The organism is Alteromonas sp. AWJ4_199 (assembly GCF_056159165.1).
Window position 1 is genome coordinate 483,117 of the sequence record NZ_JBSWUR010000002.1, and the last position, 18,740, is coordinate 501,856.

The window sequence follows — 18,740 nt, forward strand, 5'->3', positions numbered from 1 at the left end:
ATCATGCGCGCCCTATGCAGAAAGTGAAACTCCCTCATTCGGTTGAACCGACTAAAAGTGCCATGAAACGTTCCGATTACCGGGGCGTGATTGCGTCTAAGGATATGGAACGATTGAGTGAAGCAGTTGTCCGATGCAATGACTATGTGGACGCAGAAGTACAGTTCGAAAAAGACGCGCAGGGTCTTACTGTCTTTCACGGCCACTTAGCCACGCAGGTAACACTTATCTGTCAAAGGTGTAATGGTGAACTCGATTATCCCGTGGAAGCGGAATTCTGTTTTACTCCAGTGCAGGGAGACGAACAGGAAAGCGATGACATCATTCCCGAGGCTTACGAACCGGTAGAGGTCAACGACCACGGAGAAGTTAATCTGCTTCAGATTTTTGAAGACGAGCTACTGTTATCTTTGCCAATTGTGCCCCTTCATGCAGAGTCGGAGTGTACAGTGAAGCAGGACGATATGTCGTTTGGAAAGATTGAACCGGAACAAGAGCGACAAAACCCTTTCGCGGTTTTGAAAGAACTTAAGCGAGACCAGGAGTAAGTTATGGCAGTACAACAAAATCGTAAAACGCGTTCTAAGCGCGGTATGCGTCGCTCTCACGATGCATTGACAGGCGCGACTTTGTCTGTCGATTCAACGTCGGGCGAAACTCACCGTCGTCACCACGTGACCGCTGACGGTTATTATAAAGGCAAGAAAGTAATCGGCGCGTAATACGGCGACTACATTTTGTCTAAACTAACCATCGCGTTAGATATCATGGGGGGCGATCATGGTCCCCCTGTTATCCTTTCCGCAGCCGTAAAGGCTATCCAACTTCATCCCGATGTGCATTTCACATTGTGCGGTGACGAAAAAATTATCAATTCGAGCTTGCAACCCCTTACCAATGTTGAGCGCAACCGCGTTACCATAAAGCATTGCTCACAAGTGGTTGAAATGGGCGAAGCGCCTACATCAGCGCTACGAAATAAAAAAGACTCTTCTATGCGTCGCGTTATCGAACTCGTTGAGAGCGGTGAAGCAGACGCGTGCGTAAGTGCAGGTAATACCGGTGCACTACTTACCTTGTCTTTCTACTTACTCAAAACCTTGTCAGGCATTGATAGGCCCGCGCTTATTAATATGATGCCGACAACAGGGCACCATAATGTTTTTCTTTTAGATTTAGGCGCTAACGTAAACTGCACGCCTGAAATACTTTTCCAATACGGTGTTATGGGTTCAGTGCTTGCGCAAGAGGTGGCGGGCATAGCATCGCCACGGGTTGCCTTATTGAACGTGGGCGAAGAAGATATTAAAGGCAACGCGCAGGTGAAATCTGCCGACCAGCTTTTCAAAGATGCGCCAGGCATAAACTATATTGGTTATGTGGAAGGCGACGACATTTTCACCGATCATGCCGATGTAGTGGTAACAGACGGTTTTACCGGAAATGTAGCGCTTAAATCGAGCGAAGGGCTGGCTAAGTTAGTGATAAACGAAGTAAAACGCCAGTCACAGAAGAACTTTTATACCCGATTATTGGCAAAAATTGCCTTCCCATTACTGAAATCTATCTATAACAGCGTGAACCCCGACCAGTATAACGGTGCGAGTCTGATAGGATTGCGCGGCATTGTTATCAAGAGTCATGGAAATGCACAAAAAGATGCCTTTTATTACGCCATCGTGCAAGCAATGAAAGAAGCAAAAATGCATTTACCTGAGAAGATAAAGACTAAGATAGAAACGGTATTGTTGGAGCAGCTTTGAGCAAATATTCACGCCTTATAGGAACAGGTAGCTATTATCCCAGCGACGTGCGTACAAACGCAGATTTAGAGCAAATGGTGGACACCAGTGACGAATGGATCACTGACCGTACCGGGATAAAAGAGCGACGTATTATTGGAGCAGATGAAACCGCTGCTACCATGGGTGCAGAAGCCAGTAAAAAAGCCATAGAAATGGCGGGCATCGACCCAAAATCTATCGACATGATTGTGTGCGCTACCACAAGTGGTCGCTATGCGCTTCCAAGCACAGCATGTGAAATTCAACGTATTCTTGATTTAGACGGCATTCCGGCATTTGACGTGGCTGCTGCGTGTGCAGGCTATTGTTATGCATTGAGTGTGGCCGATCAGTACATTAAATCGGGAATGGCTAAACGCATTCTTGTAATCGGAACCGACTGCCTAAGCCGATTGATAGACCCAGAAGACAGAACCATGGTTATTCTGTTTGGCGATGCTGCAGGCGCGACTATCATAGAAGCCAGTGATGAACCTGGTATTTTATCTACACATATTCATGCAGCAGGTTCATACGGCGACTTGTTATACGTAGGCAATCCAACCCGTGGTGATGAGCAGTCAGTTCACGAAAATTGGGGTGTGATGCGCGGCAACGAAGTCTTTAAAGTTGCGGTAACCAAGCTTTCAGAAGTGGTTGAACAAACCCTTGCTGCCAACGGTATGCAAAAATCTGATCTTGACTGGTTAGTGCCTCACCAAGCAAACTTTAGAATTATTAAAGCGACAGCTAAAAAGCTAAATATGTCTCTTGACCAAGTTGTGCTTACGTTAGAACAGTATGGCAATACCTCTGCTGCTACCGTGCCAACAGCGCTTGATACCGCTATCAGAGATGGACGCATACAACGCGGACAGCATTTATTACTAGAAGCATTCGGAGGCGGATTTGCTTGGGCATCGGCGCTTGTACGCTATTAGCCTTACGCGATGATGAATTTTAACTTCGACGTATTCTCGTTTCTAGTAAACTAAAAATAATAAGGAATCGACATGACAAAGACAGCCTGTGTATTTCCAGGACAAGGTTCTCAAAGTGTGGGCATGTTAAAGGAACTTGCTGAGACTTCTCCTATTATCGAAGCAACGTTTAAAGAAGCCTCTGACGCACTTGGATACGACCTGTGGGATTTAGTCCAAAACGATGCAGACGGTAAACTTAACGAAACCCATATCACTCAGCCAGCGTTGCTTGCAGCGAGTGTTGCAATTTGGCGTGTTATTCGCGAGCAGGGCATAGACGTAGATTACCTAGCGGGCCACAGCCTTGGTGAGTACTCAGCATTAGTATGTGGCGGCGCCATGGATTTTGCTGATGCTATCAAACTTGTGGAAGCCCGCGGCAAATACATGCAAGAAGCTGTACCAGCAGGTGCGGGTGCCATGTATGCCATTATCGGATTAGACGACGCTGCCATTGCTGATATCTGCCAGCAAACCGCTATCGCTACGGGCGATGTGGTTGCGCCGGTAAACTTTAACTCTCCAGGCCAAGTGGTTATTGCAGGGGAAAAGAATGCAGCAGAGCAAGCCGCTAATGCATGTAAAGAAGCGGGCGCAAAGCGCGCACTTCCTCTTGCGGTAAGCGTTCCTTCACACTGCGAGTTAATGCGTCCTGCAGCAGATAAGTTAGAAGACGCGTTATCGTCATTGAACGTTAATGAGCCTGCAATCAATATCGTGAATAATGTTGATGTCACTATTGAAACCCAAGGTGATGCAATCAAGAACGCATTAGTGAGACAACTATATTGCCCCGTTCAATGGACGCGTACTGTTGAATACTTGGCGGCTGCGGGCGTTGAGCGCGTTATTGAAGTAGGTCCAGGTAAAGTACTTACTGGATTGAACAAACGTATCGACAAGAGTCTTGAATCTCTTGCAGTTAATACACCTGATGGTGTTGAAGCATTAAAACAATAAGGAAACGCAATGAGTCAATTAGACGGTAAAATTGCGCTTGTTACCGGCGCAAGCCGAGGTATAGGCAAAGCGATTGCCACGCAGCTTGCTCAGCAAGGTGCTACAGTTATCGGAACGGCAACCAGTGAAAATGGTGCGCAAGCGATCAGCGATTATCTTTCTGAATTCGGCGGCAAGGGTTTTGCGCTTAATGTCACCGACAAAGAAAGTGTAGATACAACATTAAAAGCAATTAACGAAGCTTTTGGTAGCATCGATATATTGGTCAATAATGCAGGTATCACACGTGATAATCTGCTAATGCGCATGAAAGATGACGAGTGGCAGGACATTATCGACACCAACTTAACTTCAATTTTCACACTGTCAAAAGCGGTACTTCGCGGTATGATGAAGAAGCGTTGTGGTCGCATTGTAAATATCGGTTCTGTAGTGGGTAGTGCGGGTAACGCTGGTCAGGCGAACTATGCTGCAGCGAAAGCAGGGGTTATTGGTTTTTCTAAATCAATGGCTCGTGAAGTAGCTTCTCGCGGTATCACCATCAACGTTGTGGCGCCTGGTTTTATCGATACCGATATGACAAAAGCGCTAACCGATGACCAAAAAGAAGCCATTTTCAAAGATATTCCGGCTAACCGTTTGGGTGCGCCTGATGAAATTGCAGCCACTGTTGCCTTTTTAGTAAGCGATGGTGCAGCCTATATTACAGGCGAAACTATCCATGTAAATGGTGGTATGTATATGGGGTAAATTCGCAAAATTTGCGAATTTTCCTTAGTTTGGGGTGGTATTTACCCGAACTTGGATGTAAAAATAGTATTTTACGAATTTCGAATGTCGCTGGTTTGACCAGAAAATTTGTTTAAACTGGTGCTTGCAAGGATGCACCTTGCAAAATAAACTAGCGGCACTTTTATTATCTAGTGACGTTTAAGGGAAACCTAGAATTATGAGTAACATTGAAGAACGCGTTAAGAAAATCATCGTTGAACAACTTGGCGTGAAAGAAGAAGAAGTAAAAGCAGAAGCTTCATTCGTTGACGATTTAGGCGCTGATTCACTTGACACTGTTGAGCTAGTAATGGCTTTGGAAGAAGAATTCGACACTGAAATTCCTGACGAAGAAGCAGAAAAAATTACTACTGTTCAGTCTGCAATTGACTACATCAACGCTAACAAAGACGCTTAAGTCTTAAGTAGCGACAAAGCGGCTCTTCTTACAGAGCCGTTTTTGTATCTCCTACCTTAGTTCCAAAGCGAGGGCTTTTTGTGACAAAACGTCGCGTAGTGGTTACTGGTCTTGGAATGCTTTCACCATTAGGTCTTAATAGCGAAGACACATGGCGCAAACTGCTCGCGGGCGAAAGCGGCATTGGTGAAATCACCCATTTCGATTGTAGTAACTATTCAACCCGTTTCGCAGGTCAAATTAACGATTTTGATCCGCAGGAATACATTGAAAAGAAAGAAACCAAGAAAATGGACCGCTTTATCCAATTGGGTATTGCAGCAGGCAAGCAAGCTTTGGTCGATTCTGGTTTAACTGTTTCACAAGATAATGCGCATCGCGTAGGTGTAGCCATTGGTTCAGGTATTGGTGGTTTAGAACAAATTGAACAAAACCATTTAAAACTGACAAATAGTGGACCTAAGCGCGTATCGCCGTTCTTTGTACCTTCAACCATTACCAACATGATTTCAGGCTTTTTGTCTATCATGGAAGGGTTGAAAGGACCGAATTTAAACGTTGTGACTGCTTGTACAACAGGGGTTCATAACATTGGTATTGCCGCAAGAACTATTGCTTATGGCGATGCTGATGCCATGCTGGCCGGAGGCGCAGAAGCATCTATTACTCCGCTAGGTATGGCAGGCTTTGCCGCAGCTCGTGCGTTGTCATCTCGCAACGACAACCCACAAGCAGCAAGCCGCCCATGGGATAAGGACCGCGATGGTTTTGTTATGGGTGAGGGCGCTGGCGTGGTAATGCTGGAAGAATACGAAGCAGCTAAGGCACGTGGTGCTACTATCTACGCTGAGCTAGTTGGTTTTGGTATGAGTGGCGACGCGTACCACATGACATCTCCACCTGAAGATGGTGAAGGCGCGGCCGCATCTATGCAAAACGCAATAAACGACGCGAAGATGGATGCAAGCGAAATTGGCTATGTTAACGCTCACGGTACGTCTACGCCTGCCGGTGACATTGCAGAAGTGGCTGCGGTAAAACGTGTATTTAACGATCATGCTCACAAATTACTTGTTAGCTCTACCAAGTCAATGACTGGTCACTTACTGGGTGCGGCCGGTTCGGTTGAGGCAATTTTCACTATTTTGGCACTGCGTGACAAAATGGCGCCGCCAACCATTAATTTGGATGAACCAGGTGAAGGCTGTGACTTAGACTTTGTTGCACACAAAGCGAAAGCATTCAGTGAAGACTACGCACTGTGTAACTCATTCGGGTTTGGCGGTACGAACGGCTCATTGATATTTAAGCGCATATAGCGCACTCTAGCTAACATAATTCTCGCGAGTTTTACTCGCATTTAAAAGGCAGCTTCGGTTGCCTTTTTTTGTTTATGTGACCAAGCAGAACCATTATACCTGCGGTAACACGCCGCGATTACGAATATTTTAACTCTCGCTAAGTTAGTTATTATCTATGCAGGCTGTTATTATTCATTGGCGGCCAACTAAATGGTCGTAGCTATAAGTTGTTTGACCAATTCAAGTTGGTATACTCCCATCAAAGATAGTAACGGCGAACAAGAGTAGGCAGTGATAATTATTCCCAGCGCTACGCCTATTTCACCCAGTGATAGGGCGTTTAATTACGGAGACGGTGTGTTTACTACACTGATGGTGAACGAACACAAAGTAGAATTATTGCCTTATCATCTTTCACGTTTAGAGCACGATACAGCTGCCATCAAACTAGATATCGATATAGATATCCTCGAAGCCGCAATTGCAGAACAAGTTAAGGCGATAAAGAAAGCTTCAGAAGACAACGCATCAACTAAATATGTATTAAAAGTTCACGTTTCTGGTGGTCAGGCGGGTAGAGGCTATGCGCGAAGTAAAGAGAGTGAAGCATTAGTAAGATTCAGTCAGCATCCATACCCGAGTCATTACGATAGTCTTGCTGATGACGGGATGACGCTTATATGTGCTCAAACTAAGCTAGCCATTCAACCATTGCTTGCGGGTGTAAAGCATATGAACAGGCTAGAACAAGTCTTAGTTAAGCACGAAGTAGACGATGCTGGCGCACACGATGCTATTGTTTGCGATACCCAAGATAACATTATTGAAGCGAGTGCTGGCAATGTATTTTTCTACCTCAATGAACAATGGTATACCCCGTCTTTGAAAGGAAGCGGTGTCAATGGCGTAGTCAGGCAGTGCCTTATTGATTCGCTGTTAAACGACAATTGTTCGCTTCACGTGGGGGAATATGACCTTTCTTATTTGCGAAAAACGAGTGCAGTGGTAATTACCAATGCACTAATGGGCGTTATGCCGGTACAGCAAATACGAATGCCGGATTTCTCTTATGTCGATTTTGATACAAAAAGCGATGCGATTGTAGCGCTAAAGACACGGCTTCAGACTGCGCTTAAAAATTAACTAAAACGCACTTCTTACAACAGGGTTCGTCAACGTTTTACGAGCTTCACCAGATTAGTAATAAAAAGAAACAAAATGGAATGTAGAGCAATGAAAAAAGGGGAAGTTCAAGCATGAAGCGGGTAATTGTTATTCTATTATCTCTTGTCATGCTTGCCGTTGTTGGGGCAGCCTCTGGCGTAATGTATGTCTCGAGCAAGGTTACCGATGAACTAGCATTAAAAAGTGAAATCTTATTTACGATAGAGAGCGGCAGTAACGCTTATCGTACCGTGAAACACTTGCGTAAAATAGGCATGACCGATGTGTCGCCCTTTGTTGCGAAGGTGTGGCTCAAATTCTTCGCAGGCAGTACGTCTGTTAAGTCTGGCACCTACATGCTGCGCCCAGGGCAGTCACTAGTAGATGTGTTTACCTTGTTTACTGAGGGCGATGAGCATCTGTTTGCAGTGAGTTTAGTTGAAGGGCTAACCCTTGCACAGTGGCTTGAGGCGCTTAAACAAAACACAGATTTGGTGTTTGATTTAAACGAAGGGAAATTAAACCAGCTCACTCAGGATAATGGCGTAGATTGGTGTTGCGAAAACGTTTCGCAGACAGAGGGCGTATATTTGGCTGATACGTATTTCTTTACCAAAGGCACAACCGCAAGCGCGTTATTGAAAAGAGCACACCGCGCGCTAATTGACTTTGTCTCTAGCGAATGGGAGTTACGGGATGCCGAACTGCCGTTAGCCACACCTTACGAGGCTCTTATCTTGGCGAGTATCATTGAAAAAGAAACGGCTGTGCCTGCGGAACGAGACATGATTTCAGGCGTTTTCGTCAATAGGCTAAACAGAAATATGCGTCTTCAAACTGATCCCACCGTGATTTATGGTATCGGTCCTACGTTTGACGGAAACATTACTCGTAAGCACTTGCGAACAGCAACGCCTTACAATACCTATGTTATTAAAGGGCTCCCACCTACGCCTATCGCGATGGCAGGCAAGGCCGCCATTCACGCTGCGTTGCACCCACTGACAACGGATGCACTCTATTTTGTGGCGAAGGGCGATGGCAGCCATCAATTTTCTACGACACTAGCTGAACACAATGCAGCTGTGCGAAAATACCAGTTAAAACGATAGCCGTATTGATGCAGACAACCGATACGTTATAGCTAAATAAAAACAGAGTTTAAAAAGTAATGCGCGGAAAGTTTATTGTAGTTGAAGGCCTTGAAGGGGCAGGAAAAAGCTCAGTGATTGGGCTGATTGTTCAAGCATTGAAAGGGGCAGGAAAGCGCGTTGAGCAAACTCGTGAGCCAGGCGGCACACCGATGGCAGAAGCCATTCGAGAATGTGTAAAACACGACTGGGATGAGACCGTGAGTGAGGAGACTGAACTACTTCTTATGTATGCGGCTCGTGTGCAATTACTTACCAATAAAATCTTACCTTCACTTGATGCTGGTGCGTGGGTGGTAGGTGACAGACACGACCTGTCATCTCAAGCCTATCAAGGCGGTGGTCGGGGCGTCAGTGGAAAAACAATGTCGGCCATCAGCGATATCGCCCTTAAAGGGTTTAAGCCAGATTTAACTCTATACCTGGATGTCGAGCCTGCGGTTGGACTAGAGCGCGCCCGCGGGCGAGGGGAGCTTGACCGCATTGAACAAGCGGGGCTCGCCTTTTTCGAACGAACTCGTGCAAAATACTTGTCTCTTGCTAAGCAAGATGAATCTATTGTCGTGGTTAGTGCAATGCAGCCTATGGAAAAGGTTCATCAAGACGTGATTGCGATTATCAATGACTATGTGACGAACACAAGTAGCGAAAGCAGTAACATTGCTCGAAACGAAAGCCAGCAGGGGAAAGGCTAATGCAAGTAATGCCTTGGTTTTCTACAACGTTCTCGACGTTACTGTCGCGATATATGGCAAAGAAACTACACCATGGTTTATTGCTGACAGGGCCAAAGGGAATTGGAAAATACCAACTCGCGTTAGGGTTAAGCAATGCGCTATTGTGTAAGCAGCCAAGCATAAATGGGCCATGTGAACAGTGTCAAAGTTGCCATTTAAGGCAAGCTGGAAACCACCCAGACTTTCATGTATTAGAAAGTGAAAAGCAGTTAGGTGTGGATAAGATTCGTGAAGGCATAGCCAAGCTTTCCGGTACTGCGCAAATGGGGGGCAATAAAGTGTTGTTGATCCCTCGTGCCGATACCATGACGGAAGCGGCGGCTAATGCACTGTTGAAAACCTTGGAAGAACCCACAAATAATACCTTCTTGCTGCTGCTCACTGACAGTATCAATAAAATTATGCCGACCATATTAAGTCGATGTGAACGGCAGATACTCTCGCTCCCGTCAGTGTCAGACAGTTTGAACTACTTAAACGCTAAGGGCGTAGAAGATTCAAGCGAAGCGTTACTGGCAGCTTATGGCTATGCCCCTCTTCGCGTAGAAGAGGCACTCTCTGGTGACGAAGGTATTAGTTATCGCGATTTTAGTGATGGCATGCAGGCACTTTTAGCAGGTGATGCGAATATGCAGGCGCAAGCACTTGCAAATAAATGGCAGGGTAATGCGCAGCAAATCGCATTGTGGTGCCAACAAATGGCCCATGACGAATACATGAAACGTCAGCAGGCCGTCGACTTTGAACGCTATGTAGCGTGTGTAGAGGCAGTAAAAACGCTCGAGCATGCTGGGGTAAATAAATCGATGGTGCTGTTTGGGTTGTTAAAGCAGTTTCAACGTTAGCAGACAAATACAGTCTTTTTGTTCCTTTTGTCTGAAAGCAATTTTTTATACAGGTGTAGTTTGTTCGTAGATTCTCATTGTCATTTAGACCGACTTAAACAAGGGCCAGAAGAGCTGGCTGAAACCTTAAATTTCGCAAGAACCCGAGGTGTTGAACACTTCCTTTGTGTGTGCGTATCTGTTGGTGATTACGACAGCATGTTAGACGCTGTTAGCCAATTTGATGACGTTTCAGTTTCTTGTGGTGTGCATCCGTTGCATCAAGATGAAGCGTGCAGTTATGAAGAACTGCTAGAGAAGGCGCAGCGTGAAGAAGTTGTTGCGATAGGAGAGACAGGGCTGGACTATTTTTACAGCCCGGAAAGTAAAGATATTCAGCTTACCTCTTTTATAGACCATATTAAGGTGGCTAACGAGACCAACAAGCCACTTATTATCCACACGCGGGATGCGAGAGAAGATACCATCAACTTACTCCGTGAATACAAAGCAGAGCATACCAAAGGCGTTTTACATTGTTTTACTGAGTCATTGGAGATGGCCCAGGCGGCTATAGAGATGGATTTTTACATTTCGATTTCTGGCATTGTGACTTTTAATTCCGCTGATGAATTACGTGAAGTCGTGAGAGCTATACCTTTAGAGCGGTTGCTAATTGAGACTGACTCGCCTTGGCTTGCACCAGTCCCTCATCGCGGTAAGCAAAACCAACCAGGCTATGTAGTGGAAGTGGCTGAGTTCATTGCAGAGCTTAAAGGTGTATCGGTTAAAGAGCTTGCCAATATTACTACGCGCAATTTTTACACCTTATTTTCTTTAGCTGATAGGAAAAAAGCAGCGTAACGAAAATAGCGGTTGGTTTATAATAGGAGGTGGGCATGCCCCAGTGGCGACAAGGATTGACAAAGAGTCTTCACCAAACCCGCAGTATGCCAGAGAGTCGTTACTTTCAGTTAGCTACTGTGGACGGTAGTGGTGTACCGTACTGCCGTACCGTGGTTTTTAGAGGGATCACCGACGACAACCAACTGGTGGTTATTTCTGACACTCGCTCAGATAAATATGACCAGCTTGGCCAGAATCCTCACTCTCAGGTGTGTTGGTATTTCTCTAAAACTAGGGAGCAATATCGCTTCTCTTGTACTGCAACAATAATAACGTTACATCAAGATGCTGACTTAGTTACTCAGCACTGGAATAAATTGTCAGATGCAGGCAAAAAGCAGTTCTTATGGGGCGAGCCCGGCACACCAAGAAACGATGGTTCGGCACTACAGGTTGAAGGGGATTTTGGTGTAGTACCACCTCATTTCTGTGTGATCATGCTTGCTATTGATAGCGTAGATTACCTGAATTTGAGAGGTAACCCTCAAAGCCGAGAGTGGCACCAAAAAGACGGCAATGCCAATTGGATGAGTCAGTCGTTGATTCCCTAGACAAAAAATCAACGTTTTCCTAGCAAATTGAATGAAAACTCCAAGCTTAAATATGCTTCAAACCTGTGGTTAAGATTAGACGCTCGATTAATGTGTCTTAGGCACATATTTGAAGCCCTCTTGCTCTTCGTTGTTAAACTTGCAAGAGTACAAGGGGGCTTTACATTATTTATACAGTTTATAAAACCTGAGAGATCGGTGTTTCGCCTTTGAACAGGTGAGTAATTACGTTTTCAGTTCCTTCTTTTGCAACGCTTTCCACAATGGCTGTAGCTACGTCTTCCCTCGGTATAACAGCATCATCTTTATTGCTGGGCATATCTGTGCGGACAAGGTGATTACCTGGTTCATTTAATAAGGTACCTGGGCGGAGGATGGTATAATGTAAGCCACTATTAATTAAATGCTCGTCTGCCATGTGTTTCGCAACTAAGTAAGGCTTTATGGCTGATTCAACGGAGTCAGGATCGCCAGCACCGATAGAGCTTACCATTACAAACTTGGGTGTACCTGCAGCCTTTGCGTAGTTAACCGCATTGCGAGCGGCCCATAGGTCTATCATTAACGTCTTATCTGCCCCTGTATTTCCTCCCGAACCGGCTGTAAACACAGCGACATCTACGCCTTCGAAATGTGCCGAGAAGTCTTTTTCTAAATCCTGCTCAACCACGGTAAGGTTGCTACTTTGTATATCAGAAAGTTTCTGTGGACTTCTTACAGGAGCTAAAACCTTGTGCCCTGCATCTAAGAGCTTTACGGTGGCTTGTTTACCGATTTGTCCTGAAGCGCCAATCACTAATACGTAAGCCATAATGTTATCCTCCTTGCAATTAAAAATGTTTGTCGTTACAAAGTTTTATAAGAAGCAAACGCAACAAGTGATCAATAACTACGGTGGATTGCATGTTAAAGAGATTGACTGCATAAAAGAGTAAACGCAAAAAAGCCAGATTGAGTTAGTCAAGACCTTGTGGATAGGGGCACAGCATGTTGCCGGCATGTTATCGTTATTTCACAACGGCGTTTCGACCAGACTCTTTCCCCTCATACAGCTTTTTATCAACGGCGTGAATACATGCATCTACGCTATCGTAATCTTTGATGTCTGCAACGCCACACGTTATGGTTACCTTGATAGAGTGGGGAGAGCTTTCAATAGTTTGCTCCGAAACACACTTACGTAACTTTTCTGCTACCCAATAGGCCTCTTGTACATTGAGTGACGGTAACAATATCAAAAATTCTTCTCCGCCCCAGCGTGCAATGACATCGCTTTCTCGAAGGTTTTTTTCCAAGGTTTTGGCTATTTTTACCAACACCTCATCGCCAACATGATGGCCGTATTCATCGTTTATATTCTTGAAAAAGTCTATATCCACAATAAGCAAGGAAAAGGTACGACTATGGCGTTTAAATTCTTGCCACTCTGCGTTGGCTCTCTGTGTGAAATATCGTCTATTTTTCAGCTCAGTTAACGAGTCTTGAGTCGATAATTGCGTAAGTTTTTCTATCATTGCTTCAAGATCTCGTGTTTTTTCCTCTACCTTAAGGGCCAGTTCAGCAGAGCGTTTTTTCAACGTCGAAATTCGTAGCCAGATTACTGAAGAGATGATGAAGAGAATACTTAAAACTAATGCGCCTCGCCAAATAGGCTCGTCCCACCAAGGAGGAATCACTATAACTTCAAGTTGAGCTTCGTCGCTACTCCATACATTCTCCTGATTTATAGCTTTTACCGTAAAACGGTATCGCCCAGGCTCTAGATTTGTATAGGTTGCCACTCGCGTCTTAAAATCAGTAAATCGCCAGTTATTTTCGAAATCAACGAGCTTGTATGCATAGCGCAGTTCATTAGCATTCATAAAATCTGTGGCTGCGAACTCAATGGAAAGGGCAATGTTATTATGAGTGAGTTCTATCTTCTCTCCTAAGTTAAGGCGTTGCTGCACGCTAGTACCATTTTGTTCGTCTCGACTTACTGTCTCTACCTTTGTCAGGTGAACAGCAGGCGACCATTTAACGTTTGCAACTTCTGACGGAACGAACTGCGTGAGCCCCTCTGCACCGCCAAAAAGAATAGTGTTATTTGGGGTTGTGGCAACAGAGCCGATATAGTAACCCTTGGAAAGGGCGCCATTTTCTGCGCCATAGTGATAAAGTGTCGAAAGATCAGGCGCTAGATAAGTTATTCCCTCTATAGTTGAAATCCACAGCCCGTACTCATCATCTTCAACAATTGCCCCGATTGATACTTTGCTCAACCTACTCTCTGGCTTAATTTGTGTCACTTTTATGGTTGATAAGTCATCATTATTTTTGGTGACAAAATACAAGCCATCAGCTTGCGTCCCGACCCAATAGCCACCGCGCTCAGAACGCGAAACCCACGTTACTACCGTACTGTCTGTAATTTTGTCGGTGTAATCACTAATACTTTTTAATTCACCAGTGAGCTTATTAGCCAAATGTAGCCCTGTTACAGTGCTGAGCCATGCACTTTCTTCATTTTCAATAACAATACGAGTAGTAAGTGAAAGAGGCCATTGCTTTATAATCCGTCCCTCGGAAGGGCGATACACGAAAACACCATCGCTATATCCGCCGAACCAAATATCGCCTTGGTTGTCCATGTTAATGCTGTAGCCAGACTTACCTTGTAACGCCTCAATTTCGAGGCGGTTTGTTTCCCGGTTTAACTTTGCAAGTCCGCTGCGAGTCGTCACCCAAAGCGTATCGCTCTTTGAATCATAAAAAATACTGGTGAGTTTATCACTAGCTTGACTGTCAGTTTTTTGTGCGTGATTTGAAGTGAAAGGTCCTTGATAGGTCTTATTAACTGTATTGTAAACCCATAGACCTTTTTCATTCGCCACCCATACTTTATTCTCTTTAAACGAGGCCATAGATCCAATTATCCGGCCACCACCGACTTCAGTCGTATAAAAGTTGCTTAGTTCGGGGTTACTTATGGCAAAGCCATCGTCCTTTGTACCCACTACGACAAGGCCTGATTTAGTTTGATATAGGCTTGAGACGCGCTCGTCTCCTGAGTCTTTGTCACTAATTGGGAAGTGTAATACTGTATAAGGGCTGTGGGCTTTTAAAAGGTTTAAACCTCGTTCTGTCGCAACCCATAAATCGCCATTTCGCTGTAGTAAAATATCCGTTACCGAATTGTCTGACAACCCTTGTATTTCACTCGTACATTGTTCAGTTATTGGCTCGGGCTCGATATTGAGATTAAACAGGCAGATACCATGAGTAGAGGTGCCCAACCAGAGTCGTGACCGCTCTGCAGCGATCAGTCTGGAAAAGTTAACACCTTCATAAGCAGCAAGTACCAATGAATTTTTTATCGTATCGAGCTTATAAAGACCAGAGGTGGAGGTAACGTATAGACTATTGCCGATTAGCTCTATATCAGTGAGTGTGCTCGTTGTATCGGGAAGGTAACTGACGAGCTCGATACTGTCGTTTTTTTCATAGTACCGATACAAGTTTCGTTCAGATATTATCCACAGCGTGCCGTCGTGTGTGGTTTTCAGCCTGTTGATGACCTGTTTGTCAAAAGGTGATGAAACAGGGAGTGCGTAATGCATAAATTTTTCAGTGTCTACATTTAATCGACTCAGACCGCTAAAGGTGCCAACCCAAATATGTTGGCCGTCTACGCTTGCTTCTAACTGAAGAGCACTTAGTGTTTGTAGACCTGTAGACTTATCGTTGTCCCACATTCCAAAATTTCTAAAGGTATAACCATCGAATTTATCAATGCCCGACTGTGATGCTAGCCAAAGAAAACCGTTTTTATCTTCCGCGATATCAGAAACAGTAACGTGGGTGATACCGCTTTCCATATCAAACGTGTGAAAGGCTGGGGCACCTATTTCAGCTCTTGCGACAAAATTAAAGCTAGCCAATAAAGCGAAGATAGGGAATAGGTACGCTGAGGGACCGCGCATATAGTGGCAACATTAAAAATAATTCATGTCTAAAAACTACGCTAATTCAGGGAACTTTCAATAGAACAAAAGTTTAATTTGTTTAGAAAAAGCCCCGTGGGGGGCTTTGTCTATTAAAAATGTTCACAACTGTGTTGTGATTTAAGTACCAAAGCGAGTTACCAGCCACACTGGCGGGATGCGTTTTGTTCATCAAGCCATGTTTTTAGCGGCGCAAAGTAATCGGCAATGGTACTGGCGTCCATTTGCGGTGAGCCTGTCAATGTCTCTAATGCATTTTGCCACGGTTGGCTCATGCCCATTTCCAACATTTCATTTAATGCTTTACCAGCCTCTTCGCTTCCATAAATAGAGCAGCGATTTAATGGACCCTCATCTCCTGCAATGTCACACAGTGCTTTGTGGAATTGAAATTGAAGAATATGCGCCAAGAAATAACGCGTGTAGGGCACGTTGGCTGGAACGTGGTATTTTGCACCCGGATCAAATGAATTGGTGCCGCGCTCCACTGGCGCCATGACGCCTTGATACTTTTCTCTCAATTCCCACCAAAGCTGGTTGTATTGTTCAGGTGTTACTTCACCTGACATCACTTTCCAGCGCCACTGGTCTACCATCAAGCCAAAGGGAATAAAGGCTATCTTATCAAGCGCTACCTGCATCAGCATGCCGATATCGTTTGATGCGTCTGGGATCTCATCAATTAAGTCAATTTGCTTCAGATACTTAGGCGTTATGGATAGTGCTATAGTGTCACCAATGGCTTCGTGGAACCCGTCATTGGCTGAACCACGATAAAGAAGCGGCTGGTCTTTATAAGCGCGTTGATAGTAGTTGTGACCCAACTCATGGTGAATAACGTTAAATTCTTCCCCCGTTTTCTGGATACACATCTTAATACGAAGGTCGTCTTTATCGTCTAAATCCCATGCAGAAGCATGACACTGTACGTCACGGCCGTCTGGCTTTTGAAACATAGAACGTTCCCAAAAGGTATCTGGAAGTTCTTCAAAGCCAAGCGATGAGAAAAATGACTCTGCTTGTTTAACCATGGCGATTTCGTCATACCCTTGTTTAGCTAATGCGCTTGTAACATCAGGCACTTTCATTTCTTGCTGAGGTTTAACGATATCGTAAATATTCCCCCACGACTGCGCCCACATGTTACCTAACAAATGCGCTGGGATTGGTTTGTCTTGTGGTACCACATCTTCGCCGTAATGTTCACCAAGCTTTGCTCGAACATGACAATGAAGTGACTCGTAAAAGGGCTCTACTTGCGTCCATAGACGATCTAACTCTTTCGGAAATTCATCAGCTGGCATGTCATATTTGCCACGCCACAAAGCGCTGACGTTTTCGAAGCCTAGTTCTGCAGCACCTTCATTGGCAAGTGCTACTTGTTCGGCATAAAGTGGTGCCATGGGTTTAGATACTTCACGCCAGCCTGTCCAATACTCTAACAATTTATCGGCATCGCGTAGGGTTGCCATTTCAGCGCTCATTTCGACCAGGCTTTTACACGTACCATCTTCGCTGCAATACTCACCAGAGCCGTACATGGCACTTAAATCAGAACCAATTTTTGCAAGACGCTCAGCTTTTTGTGCATCTGCCGGCGGAGGCATTGTTAAACTGTTTTTAAGTAGGTCAAGCTGTCTGCGAGTGTCGGTATCTACTTCTACATCGTTAAACTTCGCCGCTTCTTTCGCTAGCTTAGCCACTTTCGTTGAAAGTACTTCGTTAAAATAAGCACTGACTGCTGCTGTGTCGAAATTGATGTTCGTAGCGTAGCTCCACTCTGCGTGCGCGGCAGGAACTTGCATTTTCGCAATGTCATTTTGCGCCTGTGTTAAAAACTGTTTGGCATCTTGCGCTGTGAGTTCTGGTTTAGTTTCTGTCTGTGGTGTACTTTCGCCACATCCCATAAGCGAAACGCTTACTAATGCTGCTATAAGAGTACGTTTATGATTGAGCATATTTTGTCCTTTAATTATTTTGATTTTAAAGTGAATCGATGTTCACATAGACATGCGGTAGCATTGTGTAATGCTGCGCAGCTTTTGTAAAACAAATTTGATGTTCGCATATGCATGAAGCCTTGTAGTGCAAGGCATAATAGACAGAGTACAAAAACGTGCTCTGGGAAAGTAATGATGAGCCTTTAATATCGAGACGGCCTCTCATGAAATTAAAAACCTAATAATGCGCAAAATTATGATTTTGAAGATGAGCAATACGAAAAAGTAATTGTTCCAGTTAAGCTAGGCTGCAGCAAAACAATAGATGCTTATATTTATCAGATAGCACCAACTAAATAGAAAGGAAAAGTTATGTCAACGGAAGAACCACTCTATTGGGGTTTAAACGCTCGAAGCTATTGCACGCTTATTCATGTTTCTCAATTATCCAGCTTCGTTATACCTGGTTTGGGGGTCATATTGCCTATCGTGCTATGGATTGCTCACAAAGATCAGAACGAAGACATCAACCAGCACGGCAGGGTGACTGCGAATTGGTTGATAAGCTTGCTTATATACTCGGTTATTTGTTTTGTATTGACGTTAATAATTATAGGAGCGCTGGGCTTTATCGTTCTAGGTCTGATGAATTTCGTCTTTGCTATTGTGGCAGCGGTTAAAGCAAATAAAGGAGAGCTGTGGACCTATCCGCTAAGTTTTGAGTTCTTCAAACGTTAATCTCACAAATAACATGTTGCTTCAAGCAAGAAAGAACTGCGATTAAAAACTGCTTATGAAGGACGTTTCAATGTTGAAACGTCTTCGTACCTATCCCATAGCAGACACTGCAATGGCCAACGTAAGCAATAACGCGATATGTTTTGGTTTTAATAGCATGCTTACCTCTTTTCTTGTGACTTTTTCTACCGGTGTTAAGCTTAACGATAGTTTTCAAAATGGTGTCGCGCTATACATAATTAGTATAATGGGCTTAAATGTCGCTAATGTCATTTAGTTTGCGTTATTATAAAGGCGCTATGACCAAGGCGTTATCGTGGAGCGATTTTGTTGGAAGGTAAGCTGAGTGCCGGGTTCTAGACTAGGAATTACTTCGCACTAAATCGATCACTCGGCAGTGCGCTGTGAATAAGGTACTGGCTTTTCAACTGTTTGGCGCTTTTAAGCGAAGTACTGCTACCGCGCTTCACTGTGCTTAGTGCTAGCGGTTTATTCTGGCGCTGCTTCTTAAGTAATTGGGATGAAGGCG

At 44.5% G+C, this 18,740-nt stretch carries 19 protein-coding genes; 16 read left to right on the forward strand and 3 right to left on the reverse strand.

The features are described from left to right. The first annotated feature begins 14 nt into the window (after positions 1 to 14). From yceD to ACXAER_RS17055, 14 genes are all read left to right on the forward strand, one after another. A complete protein-coding gene (yceD, locus tag ACXAER_RS16990) occupies positions 15 to 548 on the forward strand; it encodes a 23S rRNA accumulation protein YceD (RefSeq protein ID WP_049588743.1) in 534 nt (177 codons plus the stop codon). 3 nt (positions 549 to 551) lie between these two features. After that, entirely contained in the window at positions 552 to 722 is a 171-nt protein-coding gene (gene rpmF, locus ACXAER_RS16995) for a 50S ribosomal protein L32 (RefSeq protein ID WP_012518206.1), read from the forward strand. 15 nt (positions 723 to 737) lie between these two features. Beyond that, positions 738 to 1,763, forward strand: a complete 1,026-nt coding sequence (plsX, locus tag ACXAER_RS17000) for a phosphate acyltransferase PlsX (protein WP_269916416.1) — start codon at positions 738 to 740, stop codon at positions 1,761 to 1,763. Continuing rightward, positions 1,760 to 2,725, forward strand: a complete 966-nt coding sequence (locus ACXAER_RS17005) for a beta-ketoacyl-ACP synthase III (RefSeq protein ID WP_474831261.1) — start codon at positions 1,760 to 1,762, stop codon at positions 2,723 to 2,725. Before plsX ends, ACXAER_RS17005 begins: the two co-directional genes overlap by 4 nt. Before the next feature lie 72 nt (positions 2,726 to 2,797). Then, positions 2,798 to 3,727: an ACP S-malonyltransferase gene (gene fabD, locus ACXAER_RS17010; RefSeq protein WP_076012705.1), complete on the forward strand. Its 930-nt coding sequence runs from the start codon at positions 2,798 to 2,800 to the stop codon at positions 3,725 to 3,727. A 9-nt stretch (positions 3,728 to 3,736) separates the two neighbouring features. Then, entirely contained in the window at positions 3,737 to 4,477 is a 741-nt protein-coding gene (gene fabG, locus ACXAER_RS17015; RefSeq protein WP_474831262.1) for a 3-oxoacyl-ACP reductase FabG, read from the forward strand. Between the two features lie 199 nt (positions 4,478 to 4,676). Then, a complete protein-coding gene (gene acpP / locus ACXAER_RS17020) occupies positions 4,677 to 4,916 on the forward strand; it encodes an acyl carrier protein (protein ID WP_012518211.1) in 240 nt (79 codons plus the stop codon). 80 nt (positions 4,917 to 4,996) lie between these two features. Further along, positions 4,997 to 6,235 carry a beta-ketoacyl-ACP synthase II gene (gene fabF, locus ACXAER_RS17025; protein ID WP_474831263.1) on the forward strand — a complete coding sequence of 413 codons (1,239 nt, stop codon included), beginning with the start codon at positions 4,997 to 4,999 and terminating at the stop codon, positions 6,233 to 6,235. Between the two features lie 273 nt (positions 6,236 to 6,508). Further along, positions 6,509 to 7,360 carry an aminodeoxychorismate lyase gene (pabC, locus tag ACXAER_RS17030; RefSeq protein WP_474831264.1) on the forward strand — a complete coding sequence of 284 codons (852 nt, stop codon included), beginning with the start codon at positions 6,509 to 6,511 and terminating at the stop codon, positions 7,358 to 7,360. Between the two features lie 113 nt (positions 7,361 to 7,473). Further along, positions 7,474 to 8,493 carry an endolytic transglycosylase MltG gene (gene mltG / locus ACXAER_RS17035; protein ID WP_474831265.1) on the forward strand — a complete coding sequence of 340 codons (1,020 nt, stop codon included), beginning with the start codon at positions 7,474 to 7,476 and terminating at the stop codon, positions 8,491 to 8,493. 59 nt (positions 8,494 to 8,552) lie between these two features. Then, the gene (gene tmk / locus ACXAER_RS17040) at positions 8,553 to 9,227 is read left to right on the forward strand and encodes a dTMP kinase (RefSeq protein ID WP_014979118.1); all 675 of its coding nucleotides are present in this window, start codon (positions 8,553 to 8,555) and stop codon (positions 9,225 to 9,227) included. Next, on the forward strand, positions 9,227 to 10,114 hold the full coding sequence (gene holB / locus ACXAER_RS17045; RefSeq protein WP_474831266.1) for a DNA polymerase III subunit delta': 888 nt from the start codon (positions 9,227 to 9,229) through the stop codon (positions 10,112 to 10,114). The genes tmk and holB overlap by 1 nt, the downstream gene beginning before the upstream one ends. A 60-nt stretch (positions 10,115 to 10,174) precedes the next feature. Beyond that, complete coding sequence (locus ACXAER_RS17050) at positions 10,175 to 10,957, forward strand: TatD family hydrolase (protein WP_474831267.1); 783 nt, start codon at positions 10,175 to 10,177, stop codon at positions 10,955 to 10,957. A 35-nt stretch (positions 10,958 to 10,992) separates the two neighbouring features. Further along, on the forward strand, positions 10,993 to 11,550 hold the full coding sequence (locus ACXAER_RS17055; protein WP_474831268.1) for a pyridoxamine 5'-phosphate oxidase family protein: 558 nt from the start codon (positions 10,993 to 10,995) through the stop codon (positions 11,548 to 11,550). Between the two features lie 178 nt (positions 11,551 to 11,728). Here the strand turns inward: ACXAER_RS17055 and ACXAER_RS17060 are convergent, their stop codons facing one another. From ACXAER_RS17060 to ACXAER_RS17070, 3 genes are all read right to left on the reverse strand, one after another. Then, positions 11,729 to 12,361 carry an SDR family oxidoreductase gene (locus ACXAER_RS17060; RefSeq protein WP_474831269.1) on the reverse strand — a complete coding sequence of 211 codons (633 nt, stop codon included), beginning with the start codon at positions 12,359 to 12,361 and terminating at the stop codon, positions 11,729 to 11,731. Positions 12,362 to 12,557: 196 nt separating this feature from the next. After that, entirely contained in the window at positions 12,558 to 15,512 is a 2,955-nt protein-coding gene (locus ACXAER_RS17065) for a ligand-binding sensor domain-containing diguanylate cyclase (RefSeq protein ID WP_474831270.1), read from the reverse strand. Between the two features lie 158 nt (positions 15,513 to 15,670). Next, a complete protein-coding gene (locus ACXAER_RS17070) occupies positions 15,671 to 17,491 on the reverse strand; it encodes a M2 family metallopeptidase (RefSeq protein WP_474831271.1) in 1,821 nt (606 codons plus the stop codon). 354 nt (positions 17,492 to 17,845) lie between these two features. On the opposite strand from ACXAER_RS17070, the gene ACXAER_RS17075 reads away from it, so the two are divergent. Next, a complete protein-coding gene (locus ACXAER_RS17075) occupies positions 17,846 to 18,211 on the forward strand; it encodes a DUF4870 domain-containing protein (RefSeq protein ID WP_474831272.1) in 366 nt (121 codons plus the stop codon). Positions 18,212 to 18,281: 70 nt separating this feature from the next. After that, positions 18,282 to 18,488: a hypothetical protein gene (locus tag ACXAER_RS17080; RefSeq protein WP_474831273.1), complete on the forward strand. Its 207-nt coding sequence runs from the start codon at positions 18,282 to 18,284 to the stop codon at positions 18,486 to 18,488. The last annotated feature ends 252 nt before the right edge of the window (positions 18,489 to 18,740 follow it).